An 18,776-nucleotide genomic window follows, 5' to 3' on the forward strand; every position below is an offset into this window, starting at 1 on the left:
GCGAGTCGCGGGTACATTGACAGGAACGCGCCATCCATCCGATGGGTATGTCTCCCAATGATGGAGGCGCTCGTGCCGAGGATGCGGACACAACGGTTGTCACGAGAGCCAGCGGAGCGGGGACGGTGGTGGCGCCCGGTGGTGCTCGGGCTGGTCTTGAGCGGGGCTGCTGGCTGCGAGGGAACGCTCTCCAACCCGGAGGGCCCCGGTGGAGGGCCCGGCCCCGGTACGCCCCCGCCCACCGTCATCGAGAAGCCCGCCCCGTCCGTGCGGATGGCGCGCCTGACGCACGTGCAGTGGAGCCACAGCGTGCAGGAGCTGCTCAGGCTGGACGCACCGCCCACCGCGCTGGCGGGCACCTTCCGCGCGGACCCCGCCCAGAGCGGCTTCCTCTTCGACAACGATGCGCGCGCCCTCTCCGTCGACGAGGCCCTCTGGGGCGCATACCAGCGCGCCGCCGCGGAGCTCGCCGGCCAGGTGACGACGGACGCGACGAAGCTCGCCCGCCTGCTGCCTCCGTCGTCCGCCACCGGCGAGGAGCGCGCCCGCGCCTTCGTGGAGTCCTTCGGCCTGCGGGCGCACCGGCGCCCGCTGACGTCCGACGAGGTGGAGAGCTACCTCGGGCTGTACCGCAAGGGGCCCCAGGCCTACGCGGACCTGGCTGCCTTCGAGGGTGGCATCCGGCTGGTGATCGAAGCCTTCCTCCAGTCGCCCCACTTCCTCTACCGCGTGGAGCGCAGCACCCAGGCCGTGCGGGACCGGGTGCCGCTCGACGACTACGAGGTGGCTTCGCGGCTGAGCTACGGCCTCTGGAGCGCCATGCCGGACGACGCCCTGTTCGCCGCCGCGAGCGCGGGCGCCCTGCACTCCCGCGAGGACGTCGCCACACAGGCACGGCGCATGCTCCAGGACGCGCGCTCGAACAAGGTGGTGGAGTCCTTCCACCGCACCCTCTTCGACGTGCCCCGCTACGCCGCCATCCGGCCCTCCCTCACGCGCTACCCGCAGGTGACCGCGCGCCTCGGGGAGTACGCGGCCCGGGAGACGAGCCTCTTCGTCCAGGACGTCGTCTTCTCCCGCAAGGGCGGCTACAGCGACCTGCTCACCTCGCCGGCCACCTTCGTCAACGACGAGCTGGCGCGTGTCTACGGGCTGAGTGGCACGTTCACCGCCGACTTCGTCCCCGTGACGCTGGACTCGCGCGAGCGCAAGGGCGTGCTCACCCAGGTGGGCTTCCTGGCCTCGCACGCGACGTCGGTGGACCCGGACCCCATCCACCGCGGCGTCTTCGTCTCCGAGCGCATCATCTGCCGGAAGATTGGCGCGCCGCCGGCCAACATCCCGCCGCTCCCCGCCCCCCAGGGTCGCACCAATCGCGAGGTCGTCGCCTCGCACACCGAAGCGCCGGGGACCGCGTGCGCAAGCTGCCACTCGAACCTCATCAATCCGCTCGGCTTCCCCTTCGAGAACTTCGACGCCATCGGCGGCTACCGCACCACGGACAACGGGCATCCGGTGGACGCCAGCGCGTCTCCCAACATCAACGGGGAGACGGTGCCGGTGCGCGACGCGCTCGACCTGGCGGATGCGCTCGCGGCCAATGAGGCGGTGCATGCGTGCTACGCGCGGCACTGGGTGGAGTACCTCCACGGGCGCCCGTTCGCCGACGAGGATGTGCCGCTGGTGGAGCGGCTCGGGAAGCTGTCGAAGGCGGGCAACCTGTCCATCGTCGACCTCGTCGTGGAGGTCGTCACCAGCGAGGGCTTCGTGAATCGCCACCCGGAGGAGCTGCCATGAAGCTGAGTCGCCGGATGGTGTTGAAGGGCCTGGGCGGGACGATGCTGAGCCTGCCGCTCCTCGAGGGGCTGATGCCGAGGACAGCCCGCGCGGCGGACTCGGGGGCGTTGCCGTACGCCATCTTCTTCCGACAGGCCAACGGCGTCGCCTCGGCCCAGACGACGTCGGAGCTCGGCGCGGAGCCAGAGCGCTTCTGGCCGCGAACGCTGGGCGCGCTCACCGCGGAGAGCATCGCCGGACGGGCCGTGGGCGTGCTCGACGCCCACCGCGCGCACCTGCTGCTGGTGCGCAACGTCAACATGAAGGACTACAACTACGGGGATGGCCACGCCCGCGGCGCCATGCAGGGGCTGACCGCGCGGGGCCCCGTGGTGGAGGGCGCGGGCGGCGGCTCCGAGTCCGGAGGCGAGTCCATCGACCACCGCATCGGCCGCGAGCTCAATCCGCAGCAGCGTGACTCGCTCGTCTTCTACGCGGGCCGGCGTGGCGGCTGGCTCGGGGGGCCCTGCCTCTCCTACCGGAGCAGCAACGTGCGCCGGGCCGCGCTGCATGACCCGTGGAATGCGTACCAGACGATGATTGGCGGCCCGGGAGGACTGACTCCCGAGGCTCGCGAGCAGCTCCTCCTCCGGCAGCGCAGCGTGAACGACCTGGTGAAGGCCCAGCTCCAGGCGCTCCAGCAGCGTCCCGAGCTGAGCGCGTCCGACCACGAGCGCCTGGACCTGCACCTGTCCAACGTCCGGGACCTGGAGGTCGCCCTGAGCTGCCGCATGCGCGCGGACCAGGAGCTCCTCCTCCAGCAGCAGGCGCCCGGCTATGACAGCACGGACGGCACCGAGGTGCTCGCCACCGCCAGGCTGCACATGGACATCGCCGTGATGGCGATGGCGTGCGGCACCAACCGCGCGGCCGTCATCCAGGTGGGCAACGGCAACGACGGCGACACGCGCTACCGCAACCCGGACACGGGGGAGTTGATGGAGAACTTCCATTACGTGTCCCACCGTCGCACGTCGCACGACGCCAGCGGCGGCATCATCACCGGCTCGGACCTGCTGCACCATCACGTGGACGTGCAGTTCGCGAGCGCCTTCAAGCACCTCCTGGACCGGCTGGTGGCCTACCAGATGCCGGACGGGAAGCGACTCATCGAGCACGGCGTGGCGGTCTGGTACAACGACCTGGGCAACGGGCCGGCCCACTCGGCGCGCAATGTGCCCTTCGTCCTGGCGGGGAGCTGCAATGGCTTCCTCAAGCAGGGCGTCTACGTCGAGGCGTCGGGCGGCGGCAATCCCAACCACAACCGGATGCTGAACACGATTGGCACCGCCGTGGGGCTGAGGAACGCGGCCGGCGGGAGCCTGGACGACTTCGGCGACCCGGCGCTGACCAAGGGCGTGCTCTCCGAGCTCATCGCCTGAAGGGACGACTGAGAGGTGCTCCAGGGCCCAGCGCTGGAGCAGCGCTATCCGGCAGCGTGTCCACGCGGTCCGTGGAGCTGGGACAGGCTCACCGGGAGAGCCGAGGAGCCCAGGGAGCTTCCAGGCGGGTCAGCCCAACCGCACCCCGGCCCGCTCCGCGCGTCGACGTCCTCTTGCACCCATCGCGACATCTCCTTCTTGGAGTGTTGCGACGACCGATTGAATCCGCCCAGTACGCGAGTGCTGACGACCGGCCACGTCTCGATGAGCGAGGCCTCGCGTGCAATATGTCGCGCAAGGGCAATCATTGGGACAACGCGGGGGTGGAGAGCATCTTCTCGACCCTGAACCTGGAGCGCGTCTACACCACGCACTTCACGACACGCGAGCAGGCCAGACGGGCGCTGTTCGAGTTCATAGAAGGCACTCAGCCCCTGCGAGTTCAAGCAAGTAGCCACGACGAGCAGACTGGCCACCCCCCTGATGTCTACGAAACTGGCTCTCCCGCACTTCGTGTGGTTCCCAGCGGGAGAGCAGGCAGACGCGGCAAGCTGACGGCGGGGCGAAACTGCCTGGGTGTCAGGTGGACCTGGTGGCGCGCGGTAGCGCGGCGGCCAGGTCACGCGCCCGCGCAACACGAAGCTGACTCTGCTTGGGGGAGCGGAATCCTCGGCACAGGTCGCAGCCGCGACTCACTGGACTTCGGTGATGGGCCCCTCGCCCTTGTCGAGCACGAAGGCCGATACGTGCGCGTCGCACCAGGCTTGGAAGGTGTCCCACGTAATCTCGGGCCAGTGCTTCGTGTAGTAGTCCCCGAGCATCCGGTGGAAGAGCGGCTCCCAGTGTGCACGGACGAGCGCCGCTTCCTTATCGCCGGTGAAGCTGTCGTCCATGTCGACAAGGTAGACGGCGGCGGCGCGACCATCCTCGAGGCCGACATGTTTCTCGATCCACTTCGCGAAAGGGGGCTTGGTCACGAGGACGATGGCGTGACGGTTGATGGTCTTCATAGGGCCTTTCTTGATGCGCCTTCTCGACAGGTCGTGCGTGGCACCATTGCACGAAACCAACCGCGGCAGTGATAGGCCTGACGCCAGTCACTGCGTCAAGGCTGCCATTCCTGGCGCCACCCTTGAAGGAAACTTCCTCCCAACCATGTCTACCCTTGCACCAGACCCGAACGCCCGCCAATGTTGCTTGCCATCCATCGCAGAACCCTGAAGAGTGGCAAGCGCCTCGAACCCACCACCCAAGATGCACCACCCGATGAATAGACAAGCAATGATCGCACCCTCGCGGGTCTCTGCCTCACGGCCTGTGGCGGTGCCATGAATGAGCAGACGGACCTGTCGACCCAGGAGGCTGCCGTCCTCTCCTCGACGGACCCGTTGGTGGGGAAGTGGTGCCACACGAGCTGGGCTGGCTGCTTCACCATCAGCAGCGATGGCACCGGAATCATGTGGAACGACGGCGATGGCTGCTGGCTGACGGGGGATGTGAACTTCACGAATCTCACCCCGGGCTCCACTGCCGGGACCTACACTGGGACGCGCAATCTCCACGGGAGAGAAATCTGCGCAAGTTCTCCGTCGTATCCTCCGCCAACTCCGACGCTCATCACGATGACGGGACCCGATTCCTTCGTGGAAGTCTCCGGGAGCTTCACGACGAGTTGGATCCGCTCGCCCTGAGCCTCAACGGGGCCGGATGGGCTCCAGCCTATTTGGGCCTTGGGGCAGGCTTGCCTCGGCTCCCCCTGCCCCACTCGCCGCGCGTCTGACGAATGGTCCGGCGCGCGTGTGACCGGACACTGCTGACACACCCTGTCAGCACACCTCGGGCACAACCTTGGGATGCACAACCCCAAGAGACACACGCTGAGCCCATTCACCCTTGCCATCTCCGATTCCGAGCTCGCCGACCTTCGGGCACGGCTGAAGGCAACCCGCTTCCCCGTGGGGGTCGAAGGTGTCGGCTGGGAAGATGGCACCGATGCGGAGCTGCTCAGACAGTTGGTCACCCACTGGGCGGAGCGGTTCGACTGGCGCACCGCCGAGCAGCGCCTCAACGCCATTCCGCAATTCATCGAGGAGGTCGATGGCGAGCGGATTCATTTCGTTCACGCGCCGGGTCAGGGCGAGACCCGAATCCCCATCGTCCTTGCCAATGGCTGGCCCTCGAACTTCATCGAGTTCCTGCCGCTCATCCCGCTGCTCACCGCCGAGCAAGACGGGGTGTCCTTCGACGTCATCATCCCCTCGATGCAGGGCTTCGGCTTCTCGGGCCGGCCGACGAAGAAGGGCATGAACATGAGTCGAATGGGGCATCTCTGGGCGGAGCTGATGACCCGGCTGGGCTACGAGAAGTTCCTCGTTGCGTGCTCGGACCTGGGCTCCGGGGTCTGCTTCAGCCTGGTCCGCAACCACCCCGGCCGGCTCATGGGTGCGCACTACCTCAACGTCTTCTCGGGGTACCCACGGCCGGAGGCGCCGACACAGGAAGAAGTGGACTACTTCCGGCGCGTCGACCTGTGGGCCCTCACGCAGGGCGCCTACGTGATGATTCACGGAACCAAGCCGCAGACGCTCGCCGTCGGCCTCAACGACTCACCCGCGGGCCTGGCGTCGTGGATCATCGAGAAGTTCCACGGCGTGAGCCGGCTGCGGGACGGCCGCCTCGAGTCGGTCTATTCGCTCGACGACCTCTGCACCCTGCTCTCGGTCTACTGGTTCACCCAGACGATTGGTTCATCCGTTCGGCTGTACAAGGAGGCCTTCGCAGATCAGGAGCTGCTGTCGCCGATGCCCCGCCACGACGTGAAGCATGGCGTGCTGGTGCCCGCCGACGTCGACAATCCCGCGCCGCGCGCCTGGGGCGAGCGGCACTTGCAGAACCTCGTCCACTGGAACGAGGCGCGGCAGGCCGGGCACTTCCCGGCACTCGAGGCTCCGGAGCACTACGCGGCCGATATCCGGGCGTTCTATGACACCATCAGGTGAGCCGCGCGCGCATGGACAAGACCGAACGTCTCTTCGCAGTCATGGACGCACTTCGCCGGCACCGCCGCCCCGTCACCGCGGCGGCGCTGGCCGAGGAACAGGGTGTTTCCGTGCGCACGCTCTATCGTGACGTGCGGACGCTCATCGGTCTTGGCGCGCCCATCGTTGGCGAGGCGGGGGTGGGCTATATGCTGCAGCCGGGCTTCTTCCTACCGCCGCTGATGTTCACGGCCGAGGAACTCGAGGCGCTGGTGCTGGGCTCCCGCTGGGTCGAGGCCCAGCCGGATGCCGGCCTTGCCGGGGCGGCGCGCAACGCGCTGGGCAAGATCGCCACCGCCTCACCCGACGATTTGCGCGACCGGATGAAGGACACCGGGCTCTGGCCCATCCTGATGCGCGGCGGGTCTACGTCCGTCCCGGTGCTCGGCCTCGTGCGCCGGGCCATTCGCGAAGAGAAGGCGCTCCTCATCGTGTATGCCGACGGGAAGGGCCAGCCGAGCCAGCGCGACATCTGGCCGGTGCAGCTCGCGTATCACGAGGGCAAACAAATCGTTGCCGCCTGGTGCTGCTTGCGCCAGGCCTTCCGCAATTTTCGCGTCGACCGCATCACCGCGGCCTCGGCGACCGCGGCCCGCTACGGCCGACCACGGTCCGTGCTGGCGCGGGAATGGCGGGACGAATGGGAACGCCTGTATCCGGACGGAGTGCGGCAACCTCCTTGATTCGCGAGTCCTTGCGCGTCCCCCCGCCTGGACAACGGTGCAACTCCAACCATCATCGAGGTCGACGCGTACGGCGCCCACCAGTTCGACGAGGACCGGGAGCCGCCACCGCTGCGCGCTCTGGCTGGGCAGTGGGGGTTGTAGCGCGAGATGTCACGGAGAGTGAATCCTTGTTGCGGCGAACGCAACAACCGCACCGGCGTGGCCATACGGATTCGAGGGAAGCCAGGGATGGCCCACTTCCTGCCTTTGCGGGGAATGCCGCACACCTCGCACCCGGCCTCGAGGCCGGTGCGAGTTCCCCACAGCAAGAGGAGTCTCCCCACATGTCTCACCCGGCTGAGTCACACCATGGTTCTTCCATCGGCCTGCGCGCGGTAACGCTCGCGACGCTCGCGGTCTTCACCATCCAGATCGGCTGCAGCCGTGCGCCCGAGTCCAACCCGATGGCCAAGGCGCGCGAGGCCCTGGCCTCGAACATCGTCTTCAGCGACGTGGAGCCCGCGCAAGTCGTCGACGGCAGCCTGGAGCGGTTTGGCCGGCTGGGCATCGCGATGACTGACGAAGTGCCCCGTTTCATGAACTTCGTCCTGCGGCAGACGCTCGTCCGCGGCACGGAGGACGCCGTCCTCGAGGTGTTCGACGAGAAGACCGGGGAGCGCACCGTCTACACGGTGAACAACGAGACGGGCGACGCCTGGGTCCACTATGAAGGCGGCAAGCTGCACATGGTCTTCAACGCGGACAAGACCATCATGGTGGGTGACAAGCTGGCCGCCAACGAGGACGAAGCGGCCATGATCCTCATCGAGACCGGGGCGCTGAAGAGCGTCTCCGAGTACTCCCTGTTCACGATGATTGAAGTCATCAGCAAGTACCTCCCCGAGGACAAGACGGGGAAGGGCGGCGCCGCGGCGGTCGTCGTCCTCATCGCGGTGGGCGTCTGGTACGTGGGGTCCACCGTCGGCTGCTCCCAGCAGTACAAGCGGAACGGCTGCAAGCTCACCGGGCTGAGCAACTACTGCCGCTCGTGGTGCGCCTCGTATTGGTGCCACTGCTAGCAGGCCTCCCGGCGTTTCGAGCCAGGAACTGGAACCGTCCATGACTGTATTGGCAAGGCACTGGCTCCTGGCCCTGCTGCTGGGGGCCTGCGCGTGTCGGCAGGCCCCCGGTGTGCAGGAGCGCGTCGTGGCCATCTACTCACGAGCGGATGTCGCCGAGTTGCAGCAGTCCCCATGCTCCGATGGCCGTTGCCCGCATGTGGCCCTCGAGGACTTCTCCTGCCCTTCTGGAGTGAGGGCCGAGGTGCTCGTGCTCAGCGGACACAGCCTGCCGCCGAGCTATCTCAACGCGTCCCCGGAGGACCTCGCGCGGGTGGCTCGGTGCTACCGCCCGGACCTCATCGTCCTGGACACCTGCTATGGCTTCTCCGCGCCGCTGCTCACGGCGCTCGCGGAGGAGGCGCCGGGGGCCTGGGTGCTGGGCTCCACGTACAAGCTCCCCCTCGATGGGTTGCTCTATGACGAGGGCTTCTTCCAGGCCGGGAGTCCCGAGCAGCGCGCTCGCTTCGTCCATACGCGCTCTGGCAAGCCGCTCGAGTCGTGGCGGTTGGATGCGAAGGCCATGGCCACGACCCTCGAGGAAGTGTCGCACTGGGAGCCCGCGGTGCTGGAGGCCCGGTTGGCGCGCAAGCACCCCAACCTCGTGAAGGTGGCGCTCCCGGGGGAGGCCACGGCGCTGGTCCCCGTTCCGCCCGAGAGGTTCCGGAAGCGATGAGCCTGCTCCTGGCCCTGGGCGCGGGTGTCGCGCTGGGCGTCGCCTTCCTGTGGACGTGGGCGCAGCCCTTGGCCTGGGTGGGCATCGCGCTGCTGGCGTGGGCGCTCCACCGCGCCAACGGCTGGCGCCAGGCCGCCGCGGCGCTGCTGCTGGCCGCGCTGGTGCGCCAGGGCGTGGCCCTGCACTGGTGGGTGGGGACGGCGGGGTTCTACACGGCCCCCTGGCTTCCTCCTCCGTTCATCGTGGCGCTCCTGGGCTGGGCGTTCACGGGGGCGATGTCCCAGGTGCCGCTGCTGGTGCTGGCGGCGCTGCCCGTGAAGCGGGTGCCTCCAAGGTACTGGTTGCCGGTGGGATGGGCGCTGGGCGAGGCGGGGCTCGAGGCGTGGAGCGGCTTCTCCATGACGCACGTGCTGCATTCCCAGTGGATGCTGCCGCCCATCCTGAGGGCCGTGGGCTTCGTGGGATGGGTACCCACCTTGGTGCTCTGCCTGCTCGCCGCCGTGTGTGTCGGGGAGGCCGTGGCCCTGCGCTCGCGCCGCCTGTTGCTGCCGGCGGTGGGCGTCATGGTGGCCCTGGCCGCGTTGCCCCGGCTGCCCGTGGCGGACGATGCGCTCCAGGGGACAGGCGTGGTCCAGCTGGCCTCTTCCGTGCGGGTACCGGAGTCGGTGCCCGAGTCCACCGAGCGGCTCATCTGGCCGGAGTCCACGGTACGGGGGCTCCAGCGGGGAACCGAGGGGCGCGTGTCTCGGCCGAAGGTCATCGAGGCCTTCGATGCGCGCCTGCCGGTCCCCTCCATCGCGGGGCTGACGCTCCGAACGCCCGAGGGCTTCTTCAATGCCGCCGCCGCCTTCGATGGGGACGGGCGTCTGCAGGAGACCCGCGGGAAGTCGGTACTCGTCCCCATCGGCGAGCGCTCCATCTTCGGGCTTCAGGGCAGGGGGGAGCCGCTGATCGCGAGCCAGGCGCAACCGCTGCTGTCCCTCGCGGGGCGGAAGGTGATTCCGCTCATCTGCTACGAAGCCTTCAGCCGCGCCACCGCCTTGCGTGGGCTGGAGGCGGGAGGAGAGCTGCTCGCGGTCCTGGCCAGTGATCTCCCCCTGGCTGGAAGTCGCTTCGCCGTGGACCAGGCCATCGGCGGCGTGGTGATGCGAGCGGTGGAGCTGCACATGCCCGCGGTGCGAGCCTCGCTGGGAGGCGTCGCGGCGGTGGTGTCTTCCGATGGCCGCGTGCTGGCGAGGAGCGAACCGGGGGCGAGCAGCATCCTCACGGTGTCCCCGCCGCCGCGGATGGCGGAGGCGACGCGGGAGTAGGCACGGTCAACCTGGGCAGGCACCACTCCGGCGACGCGGACACGCTCACCCCCATTCGACGCGGGAGAAGCCAGATGCGGCCCGGCGCAGGGCCTCGAGACTCGTGGCGTCGAGCTTGTGCTCGCAGCGCACCCGCAAGCCCCGTGTCCCGAACCCCTCCGCCGCGCGAAGGACACGCACGAACACCTCGACAGCCCGCGCGCTCAACAGCGTCACCTCGATGGGCACCTCGGCGCCCGGGCACACCGTGAGCGTCCAGCGGTCCTTCCGTGTGGCATCGAAGCGCGCCAGCTTCGTCGCCAGCATGGAACTGGCGAACAGGCTCACGTCGTCCACATGCGCGTCGCGCAACTCCAGCCACGAAAGGCTCGGCAGTTGGGCCAGCCTGTCGAACACATCCGCTGGTGCCTGCGCGCCGCTCACCCGGGGCCCGACGGGTCCACACACCTCCAGCCTCCTGACGGAGGGTGGCTGCCCCATCAACCGGGCCCAGAACAGATCCACCCGTCGCATCCGCGTCACGCCTCGAAGATGCGGATGCGCGAGCCACTGTGCATGCGCCGCCGACCAGTGCACCGCCGCCCAGTCGATCTCCCGCACCGTACTCCAGGCCGGTCCCGGCTCGGTGGGAATCAGACGCGCCGCCTCCCTCGACATCCGCACCGCCACGGGCAAGCCCCGCTCGAAGCGGGTCGCCCCACGCTCGATGTGGTCACCCAGCGGCAGCTCCCAGCTCCGGACATGCGTCGCGAGCAACTCGCCGATGCGTGCCTCATCTGGAGTGGGAGCGCACTGGAGTACGATGAACTCGCCCAGGGGGTCGCCCGTCTCCAGCAACTGGTCCGCCAACACCAGCCGCACGCCGTCGTCCTCGGGGTTGGCATAGACGCGAGGCAACCACTGCTCCCGGATGCTGGCGCTTCGCGACTCCTGCTCCTCGCGGACACGGAGGGTCTCCCGCAGCGCTGCGAGCAACTCCCGCGCCTCCGCGTCGAGCTCCCGCGGCACCCAGTCACGCCCCAAGCGGATGACGAAAGACAGCCGCGCGGCCGAGGCCCAAGCCTCCGACCTCATCCGCGCATCCAGCGCTTCGAGGGGCCCGACGTCGAAGGGCGGCCCCACATGCCGGAGCGCCGCGCACAGTTTCGACACCCGTTGGGGCTCCTGCGCCAAGGGGAGGCGCGCGATGGCCAGCAATCCGGGGATGAACCGGGGATCGGGCAGGAAGCCAATCAGTGCATCGAGCTGCGCCTCGACCTCGCGAGGATTCCCCTGCGCCCCGAGCCTGCCCGCCAGGTCCCGCGCCGCGCGACGGGCCGCCGCGGACTCCCCCTGCCTCCCCGACTGCTTCGAGTCGAGACGCGCCTCGAACTCCTGGGCGAACAGGACCAGTTCCGGCGCGCGACACTCGCGCCACGCATCCAGCACGGCGCCGAAGGCCTCTTCCTCCTCCTGTCGCGCGAAGGACTCTGCCGCGCGCTCCAGGTGGCTGTGCAGTGCCTCGTTCACGTCGCCAGCGTATACCGCCTGAAAATCCCCAGCCTCCGCACACGCAGCGGATGCGGCGCCTGAACACGGACACCACCTGGAGGCACCGGGCCGCCCATCTCAGAGAGATTGCAAGAACTTGAGCAGTGCCGCGCGCTGCGAGCCGCTCGAGCCGCGGAAGGCCTCCTTGGAGGACTCGGCCTCGCCGCCGTGCCATAGGATGGCCTCGGAGAGGCCGCGCGCACGGCCGTCATGCAGGTACGCCTCCCCGCCGCTGACCCCCGCCGTCAAGCCGATGCCCCAGAGGGGCGGCGTCCGCCACTCCGCGCCCGTGGCCCCCTCCTCCGGGAGGTTGTCCGCCAGCCCCGGTCCCATGTCGTGCAACAGCATGTCAGTGTAGGGATGAATCACCTGGCTCCGCAGCTCGGCGTACGGATGATACGGGCTGGTCGTCAACGTCGCGACGTGACACCGGGCGCAGCCCAGGCTGCCGAAGAGTCCTTCCCCCTGAAGCGCCTGGGCGTCGTTCAGGTTGCGGCGCGCGGGGACCCCCAGCAGGGCGAGGTAGCGCACCATCCGGTCCAGGTCCGCATCCGCCAACTCGGTGCTGGCTCCGGCACAGGACTGCGCCGAGCCACAATCCGGAACAGGGAAGACGGAGGTGGTGACCCCCATGTCGACATTGAGCGCGTTCGCGACCTGATGCCTGAGCCTCGCCTTGCCCGCCTTCCAGCCGAAGCGCCCCGCGCGCGACTGCCCCGTCTGGGGATCCACCACCGTCTGCATGCGCCCGGAGATGCCATCGCCATTGGCATCGTCGTCATCGGCGAGGCTGGCAATCGTCCCCTCGTCGACCGCCTCCAGCAGGCCCAACCCGACCAGGGGCGGCGAGATGCGGGCCGAATAGTGCGTGGGCACGGGCCCCGTGAAGTCGTAGACGGGGCGCCGCAGTTGATAGCCCGTGCCATCTCCGAACGTGCCGTTCGTCACCGTCCAACCCGAGATGCTCACGTTGCCCTCGGGACTGCCCTGAGTGCTCTGCGGCTGCAGGACCCACCCCAGCGCCGGATGCGCCGTCACGGCGGAGCCGACCGCTCCCACCCTGACCGTGTAACGAAGGGGCGGCGCGACGACGACGTGGCCGAAGAGATTGCCGCCGCTGGCACCACCGCCGCTCACCGTGAAGCTCACTGGGGACGTCGTGCTCAACCCTCCCGAGGAGTTACCGATGGTGAATTGGTACTGGACGACCGTCCCCGCGGGGACGTCCTTGACCAGTTGGGTGTTCGCATTGGCGCTGTCGTGCGCCATCCGGAAACTCTGCTGGGCGCCTCCGTTGAGCCGATAGTGAACGTCCGCCCAGGGCGCGTCATTCACATAGAACCGCAAGGTATACACAGACGTCGCCGGGTCGGGAGGAAGCGCGCGACCATTGTGGGTGTGACAGGCGATGCAGCTACGAGCGATATAGGCGGGCCCGAGCTTGTTCTGCTGCGCGGTGAAGGTCGGGTTGCCAGCCTCCGAGTGGGAGCCATCGCCGAAGTCGGTGTGATGCAGGCGCCGCCCCTCGACGAACGGCTGGGCATTCCCGGGCGCCGTGTTCGTCGCCATCTGCTTGAACAAGTGCGCCGGCTCGTTCGAGTAGCTGTAGCCGAGCGTCGTACGTCCCCCCAGCCAGGCCGTCTCCGGCAGGGGAAACGAGTCCAGGTTCGAGCCCCTTCCTTCCCAGGGCACCATGCCGCCCTGCCCTATGATGTAGAGGAACGCCGTCCCGTAATAGTTGGCACGCCCCACGACGGGAGGGAGCAGGAAGGGGCTGATTTCAATCTCCATGCGGTCGCCCACCTGGAGCCGCCGGTTCTCCTTCGCGTTGTAATTGAGGGTCGCCGTGTAGTGCAGTGGGTCCACCTGCGCCATGTCCACGTTGAACCAATATTGGGAGAGCACCGCCTGACCTTGGTAGAAGGCGCGGAAGTCCGGCGTGTCCAGGGGCCAGAGCGAGGTGATGTTGACGGTGATATCACCGCCCCCCTTGGCGACCCTGTCGATGATCTCGATACCGTGCGTGCGGTATTCGAAGTACAGCGGCAGGTAGTGCTCGTAGCTCTGGAACTGCGCTTCACGGGCGTGGCGATCTCTCGACCTGTCTCCAAGCCGGGTGATGAGCGCCGTCGGCGTATCCACCACGACCGCGGGCTCGAGCGGGGTGCTGGCGTCGAAGAGCGGGACCACCGGGCCCAAGGACGCCGGCCTGGAGGCCGGAGCGGGCCGTGCTTCATCGTGATGGGCCTGAGGAGCCTCCCCGCAGGCGCCGCTGAACACCCCCAGGATGGCCAGACTCCAAGCCGCCACTCGGACGATGGAAGGTTCTCTCATGCCCTGGAGCCTACCCAGTCAAAACAGAAATACCCTGAACTCCAACCCAACTTTCACCTGCACGACATCTGTGTGGAATGAAGCGGCCAGACCGCAAGCAAGGGATGGCGCGTCATGTGCCGCGGCGAACTCACGCTCCAGGCCCTTCGATTCCCCAACCACTCCCAACAAGACATTTTCGCAATCGCCCCGCTCGCCGCGTACGGCGACTCGAGGGCCCGCCTGAGTCGAGACCCGCGGTCCTTGTCCCATTCCCAGACCACCGGTATAGAGAGAGCCGTCCCGGGGGCATCCATCGACGTGCCCGCCACCGGGGCACGCACATTCATCCCTCTCCGCATCGATTCCCTTCCATATGGCTTCACTCTCCTGGCACAGCACCGTCGGCATCACCGCCACCCTCGCGCTCTGCGCTTGTGGAGGACCCGACGAGAGTGCTCGGTACCTGCTCGACTTCGGCTACGGCTCGGACACCATCCGGGTGACCCCGGACGACCTCGTCGAGTTCGCCCCGAACGCCTTCGTCTCGCTCGACCGCCAGTTCTTCACGGTGGAGACCCTGACCTTCCGGCTGGCGGACCTGCGGATGGACCTGCCGCCCGAAGTACGCTGCGAGGACTACGATGACGAGGTGCTCTCCCCGGAGCTCTCGTGCAACGACGCCGTGAGGCGCCCGGGCTCGTTCCCCCTCGAGCCCGCCCCCGAGGACCTCCCTGGCGTGCTGCTCCTCCCAGGCCCCGTGGAGCTGGGCACCGACAAGCGCCTGTCCGTGGGGGGAAAGCAGGTGTTCATCCCCCGCATCTACTACCCCGCCATCGATACGCGGTGGGTCCCGGGGACGCCGGAGCAGCCCAGCTTCCACCTTCGCGCCCGCTTCACCTACGAGGGAAAGCCCCTCGTGCTGGAGTTCGCCTTCCAGTCGGACGAGCCCATGCGCTTCGAACACCGGGGCGTGTCGACGGGCTTGCCCAGGCAGTTCTCGGAGCACCCCGCCGCCTTCGGCGGCACCCTGGACATGAATCATTGGCTCACGGGCACCAACATCTCGGGCTGCCTGGCGGCTGGGGACCTGACCCTGGACGGCGACGTGCTTCGGCTGGAGACCGGACGAGGTGCCTGCGCGGAAGCCGCCACGAACATGCGGCTCAGCATCCAGCAGAGTGGCAACCTGTTCACCGGACTGCGCCTGTAGACACGTCCACCGCATCCACGCCCCGTGCCGTCCACGGAATGCCCACCAGGGGCGCTGGGCCCTGGCGAGTGCGTACTGGCTGGAGAGAAGCCACGGTGCGCGGCGGGTACCTGTCTGTCTTGGCGGAGAAGGAGCCTGGGCCGTGAGTCTCTATCTTTGCGTCTACGAAGACGATGAGGACCTGGAGGGCTTCCAGGTCGGACCCTATACGGACTTCGGCGCGTTCCGTGACTACGTCACTCGTGAGCTGGAGGCAGGGAGCGCCGGCTCTCGATTCCCCACGCTCATCCTTCACTCGGACTGCGATGGCGAGTGGTCCGTTGCGGAATGCGAGCGGCTGCGCGACGAGCTGGCCCGAATCGCCATCGAAATGAAGGCGCGCCCCGCGGTCGAATTCTCATCGGAGTGGCAACGCATCGAAGCGCAGTCCGCGGGCCTCGTGCCTCGAAACGCGCTCGAGTCGTTCCTCGATGTGAATGGTGGGTTCCTGGTCGAGAGTCTTCAGCGCCTGACCGAATTCGCACTCGAGCACCGGGCGCCCATCTCATTCCAGTAACGGGGCCGCGCCACGGACCTCGCGCGAGGCGCACGTCAAGGAGCGCCCGAGGCCTGGACGACCAGGGCATCCAGCTCGACGACATCACCGGGGGAACCGTCGGCGCCCGTCACTTCCACGGACACCCGCTCCGTTCCCGCCGGAGCCGTCAGCTCGCGAGCGGTCCGCACCCACTGCCCGGAGAGCATGGGACTGGAAAACGCCTCGGCCCGCAGCTCCCGGCCGCCCGCGTCACGCCAACTGACCCTCATCTCCGCGACCAGGGAGCGTCCCGATGTCCCCCGTGCCCAGAAGGAAGCCCGGTGAACCCCTGGCGACGCGGCGAACCCCGGCCAGTTGTCCAGGTGCACACCCCAGCCATACGGCTCGGTCACCTCCACGCGCAGGACGGCTTCACCCTCCCTCGCGTCGGTGGACGCTCTCGAAACGGTGACTGAGTACCACGCGCTCCAGGCGCCCAGGCCCGTCTCGAAGGCAGCCGACTCGGCATCGAGCAGGTTGGAGGTCGGGGAATGGTCGATGACGGCGGGCTCGCAGGCCGTCAGCGCCGCCAGCCACATCAAGCTCCAGCGCCCCCGTCTCATCGCCCGCGCTCCCCTTCGCAGGACAGCGTCGCACGGGCACGCTGGACCGCCTCCGCGTAGCGTCCGCGTCGGAACTGTTGTTCGTGCCGGGCCCAGTGGGAGCAAGCGCGCTGCGCGTCCCCGAGCTGGTACGTCAGCAACGAGCCCAGCTCGAAGCTGAGGCGCTCCCGCGTCGCCACCGGCTGCTTGCGCATCGCCTCCTCGAGGTACCGCGCCGCTTGCTCGAACTCGCGCCGACCGCGAAGGACCTCCAGCTCTCGCAAGACGTCCTCCGCGCTCGGCGCACGAGCCGGCGTGGCGGGAACGCGGGAGACAGCCACCTTCGGGTCGGGCGTCGCCAGCGGCAGGGGCTGCACCGGCTCGGGAGGCGCTGGCTCGTGAAGGGCGGCTTCGACCACCGGCCACGCCAACGTCTCCCCTACCCTCACGGGAACCACCTCGCCACCGAGCCGACGAAAGGCAATGACGCCTTCGTGCAGGGTCACGGCGCCGCCCGCCCCCCGCTCCTCCACCGTGAAGCGCGTGCCCATGACCTCGATGGCGCCCCCCGACACGAGCACGACGGCGGGAAGCGCACCTGGTTCGCGGTGACTCACCGAGAACTCCGCGCGACCCCGGACCAGCCTCACCCCGGAGGGTTCACGCCGGACGACGAGTGGCCCCTGGTTCCGGAGGGTGATGCCTCGGGCCGAGTCCAACAGGTCCGCCTCGCCCCCTTGAATCACCACCTCCGTGGCGTCTTCCCGCGCGACGAGGTCCGCACTCGCCCGCGCGACCTCGAGCCCTCCGAGCGCACGCGCCGAGGGCGCCCGCATGGAGAACACCACGAGGACCAGCGCCATCACCGACGCGGCGAGCCCCCAGGACACAGGGCGTCTGTGCCACGCGGGCTTCGGCTCACGCGAGTCCCGCAGCCGCGACCACACGCGGGCCCGGGCCGCGGGTGGCAGCCCCTGCTCGCGGCGGAGCGGGTCTTCACGCCGGAGCTCTGCGCGGAAGTCACGGGGAGCCATCGTCCACCTCCCATCCCCAGGCCGTCAGACGGGCCTGGGCGCGGGTCATCAGCTTCGACACATAGCCCTCCGACAGCGAGAGCATCTGGGCAATCTCGCGCTGGCTCAGGTCGTCCAGGAGCTTCAGTGCCATCACCACCCGCTCCTGCCCTGGCAACCGGTCCAACGTCGCCGTGGCGCTGCGCACCGCCTGTCGCCGCGCCAGGGCCGCCTCCGGCGTGGCCTCCGTCTCCGTGGGGTGCGCCGGAAACAAGAGGTTGGCGATGCGCTGTCGGAACGTCCTCTCGCGCCGCAGGGCCGAGAACGCCACGTTCTGCGTGACGCGAAAGAGCCACCCCCTCACATCCTCCTCGCGCAGCCAGGCCTGGTGCTCCCAGGCCTTGAGGAAGACGTCATGGGTGACGTCTTCGGCCCACCCCGAACGACCGGCCGCGTACCGCATGGCCCACACGTAGACGTCCTCCGCGTGCGACGCGTAGAGCGTGTCGAATGACACAGGCCGGGCAGGCAGGGCAGGCGGGGCCTTTGAGTGGAGAGCACGCGACATCCAACACCTGCGGACCTACGAATGAAGCGGGAGGAACTTTCCTCGGAGGCTACGGCCCCCAGGAAAGGGAGGCGCCGGTTTCCAGCCTCGCGCCTCCCCGAGACCACAGTGTCTGGCCCTCGCTCACATGCGTCACGGGCCGGAGCAGCCCCAGGGCCACGCGCGCCTCCGCCGCGAGCCGCTCGGAGAACCGCCACCGGAGCTTCATCCGGGCCCAACCCGCGGGAGAGACCTGGGTACCGCTCCGGCCCGACACCCAGGAGTCCGCGAGCCGGAAGGTGTGGAGGACGAGGCCCGCCCCCGCCCCCGGTTCGAGTTGCAGGCGCTCCGCCACGGAGAACCGATGACTGAGGAAGGCGCCACCTTGCGCCTCGAACACGGTCAGCGCCGCCTCGCGGGACATCCCGAGACCCACCTCCGCCTCCACGCCGAAGGCACCCAGTCCCCGCCTGACGGCGAGCAGGAGGTGCGGATCGACTCCGGGGCCGCGCCAGAGCGTCCCCAACCCCAGGCCCAGCTCCAGCGCGGGGCGCACGGAGGGGACGGCCAGCTCCACGGGAGGCGGGACCACGACCTCGGGCAGTGGCGGTGGCGGCTCCGGCTCCGGCTCCGGCGCCACCGCCCGCGTCATCTCGGAGAGCTTCTGCGCGACCTCCAGATGAAGCTCCGCCGTCGAACTCCGTCCCACACGCACACCCTGCTCGACGCGCTGCCGCGGCCCGACGGCCTCGAGCCACAGCCCTTCGGGCGTACGGCTCACGCGCAGCCGAAGCTGGGCCGGACTCTGCGGGGAGACGACCGCGAAGCCCTCCTGAATCAACCGCAGGGCCACCTGTCGCTCCAGCGCCACGCCATCCCACCGCCGATAGTCCTGCTCGGGGAGCGCGCGAAGGTCGAACGAGACGGACACCACCGGGGCCTGGGTCAGGACGACGAGGGAGAGCGCGCAGAGCAGAGCGGTCATGCGGTGCTGGCGAGAGTACCGTCGCCCGGGG

16 protein-coding genes and 1 pseudogene are annotated in these 18,776 nt (G+C 68.8%); 10 read left to right on the top strand and 7 right to left on the bottom strand.

What is annotated here, in order from left to right; translation table 11 throughout:
• Positions 1-96: 96 nt before the first annotated feature.
• The 3 genes and pseudogenes from LZ198_RS02680 to LZ198_RS43820 form a co-directional block, all read left to right on the top strand.
• Complete coding sequence (locus LZ198_RS02680) at positions 97-1,797, top strand: DUF1592 domain-containing protein (protein WP_253970265.1); 1,701 nt, start codon at positions 97-99, stop codon at positions 1,795-1,797.
• The gene (locus LZ198_RS02685) at positions 1,794-3,218 is read left to right on the top strand and encodes a DUF1552 domain-containing protein (RefSeq protein ID WP_253970266.1); all 1,425 of its coding nucleotides are present in this window, start codon (positions 1,794-1,796) and stop codon (positions 3,216-3,218) included. Before LZ198_RS02680 ends, LZ198_RS02685 begins: the two co-directional genes overlap by 4 nt.
• Positions 3,219-3,445: 227 nt before the next feature.
• Positions 3,446-3,640: pseudogene (locus LZ198_RS43820) on the top strand (IS3 family transposase); the annotation flags it as partial.
• Between the two features lie 270 nt (positions 3,641-3,910).
• Here the strand turns inward: LZ198_RS43820 and LZ198_RS02695 are convergent.
• Entirely contained in the window at positions 3,911-4,228 is a 318-nt protein-coding gene (locus LZ198_RS02695) for a hypothetical protein (RefSeq protein ID WP_253970714.1), read from the bottom strand.
• An 843-nt stretch (positions 4,229-5,071) separates the two neighbouring features.
• Here LZ198_RS02695 and LZ198_RS02700 point away from each other — a divergent pair.
• The 5 genes from LZ198_RS02700 to LZ198_RS02720 all read left to right on the top strand — a co-directional run bounded on the left by LZ198_RS02700 (position 5,072) and on the right by LZ198_RS02720 (position 10,025).
• A complete protein-coding gene (locus tag LZ198_RS02700; protein ID WP_253970267.1) occupies positions 5,072-6,217 on the top strand; it encodes an epoxide hydrolase family protein in 1,146 nt (381 codons plus the stop codon).
• A gap of 11 nt (positions 6,218-6,228) precedes the next feature.
• Entirely contained in the window at positions 6,229-6,939 is a 711-nt protein-coding gene (locus LZ198_RS02705) for a helix-turn-helix transcriptional regulator (protein ID WP_253970268.1), read from the top strand.
• A gap of 326 nt (positions 6,940-7,265) precedes the next feature.
• Positions 7,266-8,000: a hypothetical protein gene (locus tag LZ198_RS02710; protein ID WP_253970269.1), complete on the top strand. Its 735-nt coding sequence runs from the start codon at positions 7,266-7,268 to the stop codon at positions 7,998-8,000.
• A 40-nt stretch (positions 8,001-8,040) separates the two neighbouring features.
• The gene (locus LZ198_RS02715) at positions 8,041-8,715 is read left to right on the top strand and encodes a hypothetical protein (RefSeq protein ID WP_253970270.1); all 675 of its coding nucleotides are present in this window, start codon (positions 8,041-8,043) and stop codon (positions 8,713-8,715) included.
• A complete protein-coding gene (locus LZ198_RS02720) occupies positions 8,712-10,025 on the top strand; it encodes a nitrilase-related carbon-nitrogen hydrolase (protein ID WP_253970271.1) in 1,314 nt (437 codons plus the stop codon). The genes LZ198_RS02715 and LZ198_RS02720 overlap by 4 nt, the downstream gene beginning before the upstream one ends.
• A gap of 45 nt (positions 10,026-10,070) precedes the next feature.
• Here LZ198_RS02720 and LZ198_RS02725 read toward each other — a convergent pair whose 3' ends face one another.
• Both LZ198_RS02725 and LZ198_RS02730 read right to left on the bottom strand, forming a co-directional pair.
• Positions 10,071-11,534 (bottom strand): TIGR02996 domain-containing protein, encoded by a 1,464-nt coding sequence (locus tag LZ198_RS02725; RefSeq protein WP_253970272.1) that lies wholly within the window; start codon positions 11,532-11,534, stop codon positions 10,071-10,073.
• Positions 11,535-11,633: 99 nt separating this feature from the next.
• On the bottom strand, positions 11,634-13,889 hold the full coding sequence (locus LZ198_RS02730) for a di-heme oxidoredictase family protein (RefSeq protein WP_253970273.1): 2,256 nt from the start codon (positions 13,887-13,889) through the stop codon (positions 11,634-11,636).
• Positions 13,890-14,244: 355 nt separating this feature from the next.
• Between LZ198_RS02730 and LZ198_RS02735 the strand changes: the two genes are divergently transcribed.
• Positions 14,245-15,081 (top strand): hypothetical protein, encoded by an 837-nt coding sequence (locus tag LZ198_RS02735; RefSeq protein WP_253970274.1) that lies wholly within the window; start codon positions 14,245-14,247, stop codon positions 15,079-15,081.
• Positions 15,082-15,223: 142 nt separating this feature from the next.
• Positions 15,224-15,637 carry an Imm70 family immunity protein gene (locus LZ198_RS02740; protein ID WP_253970275.1) on the top strand — a complete coding sequence of 138 codons (414 nt, stop codon included), beginning with the start codon at positions 15,224-15,226 and terminating at the stop codon, positions 15,635-15,637.
• A gap of 35 nt (positions 15,638-15,672) precedes the next feature.
• Here the strand turns inward: LZ198_RS02740 and LZ198_RS02745 are convergent, their stop codons facing one another.
• From LZ198_RS02745 to LZ198_RS02760, 4 genes are all read right to left on the bottom strand, one after another.
• Entirely contained in the window at positions 15,673-16,221 is a 549-nt protein-coding gene (locus LZ198_RS02745; RefSeq protein WP_253970276.1) for a carbohydrate binding domain-containing protein, read from the bottom strand.
• Positions 16,218-17,234, bottom strand: a complete 1,017-nt coding sequence (locus LZ198_RS02750; protein ID WP_253970277.1) for a FecR domain-containing protein — start codon at positions 17,232-17,234, stop codon at positions 16,218-16,220. Before LZ198_RS02750 ends, LZ198_RS02745 begins: the two co-directional genes overlap by 4 nt.
• Positions 17,221-17,730, bottom strand: a complete 510-nt coding sequence (locus tag LZ198_RS02755; RefSeq protein ID WP_253970278.1) for an RNA polymerase sigma factor — start codon at positions 17,728-17,730, stop codon at positions 17,221-17,223. Before LZ198_RS02755 ends, LZ198_RS02750 begins: the two co-directional genes overlap by 14 nt.
• A gap of 100 nt (positions 17,731-17,830) precedes the next feature.
• Positions 17,831-18,745, bottom strand: a complete 915-nt coding sequence (locus LZ198_RS02760) for a hypothetical protein (RefSeq protein ID WP_253970279.1) — start codon at positions 18,743-18,745, stop codon at positions 17,831-17,833.
• Between the last annotated feature and the right edge of the window lie 31 nt (positions 18,746-18,776).

Origin of the sequence: Myxococcus dinghuensis (assembly GCF_024198235.1) — a bacterium.
GTDB classification, from domain to species: Bacteria; Myxococcota; Myxococcia; order Myxococcales; family Myxococcaceae; genus Myxococcus; species Myxococcus dinghuensis.

Coding starts and splice junctions, on each gene's coding strand:
- LZ198_RS02685 (WP_253970266.1), top strand. CDS start 1,794: ATGAAGCTGAGTCGCCGGATGGTGTTGAAGGGCCTGGGCGGGACGATG.
- LZ198_RS02695 (WP_253970714.1), bottom strand. CDS start 4,228: ATGAAGACCATCAACCGTCACGCCATCGTCCTCGTGACCAAGCCCCCT.
- LZ198_RS02700 (WP_253970267.1), top strand. CDS start 5,072: ATGCACAACCCCAAGAGACACACGCTGAGCCCATTCACCCTTGCCATC.
- LZ198_RS02705 (WP_253970268.1), top strand. CDS start 6,229: ATGGACAAGACCGAACGTCTCTTCGCAGTCATGGACGCACTTCGCCGG.
- LZ198_RS02710 (WP_253970269.1), top strand. CDS start 7,266: ATGTCTCACCCGGCTGAGTCACACCATGGTTCTTCCATCGGCCTGCGC.
- LZ198_RS02715 (WP_253970270.1), top strand. CDS start 8,041: ATGACTGTATTGGCAAGGCACTGGCTCCTGGCCCTGCTGCTGGGGGCC.
- LZ198_RS02720 (WP_253970271.1), top strand. CDS start 8,712: ATGAGCCTGCTCCTGGCCCTGGGCGCGGGTGTCGCGCTGGGCGTCGCC.
- LZ198_RS02730 (WP_253970273.1), bottom strand. CDS start 13,889: ATGAGAGAACCTTCCATCGTCCGAGTGGCGGCTTGGAGTCTGGCCATC.
- LZ198_RS02735 (WP_253970274.1), top strand. CDS start 14,245: ATGGCTTCACTCTCCTGGCACAGCACCGTCGGCATCACCGCCACCCTC.
- LZ198_RS02745 (WP_253970276.1), bottom strand. CDS start 16,221: ATGAGACGGGGGCGCTGGAGCTTGATGTGGCTGGCGGCGCTGACGGCC.
- LZ198_RS02750 (WP_253970277.1), bottom strand. CDS start 17,234: ATGGCTCCCCGTGACTTCCGCGCAGAGCTCCGGCGTGAAGACCCGCTC.
- LZ198_RS02760 (WP_253970279.1), bottom strand. CDS start 18,745: ATGACCGCTCTGCTCTGCGCGCTCTCCCTCGTCGTCCTGACCCAGGCC.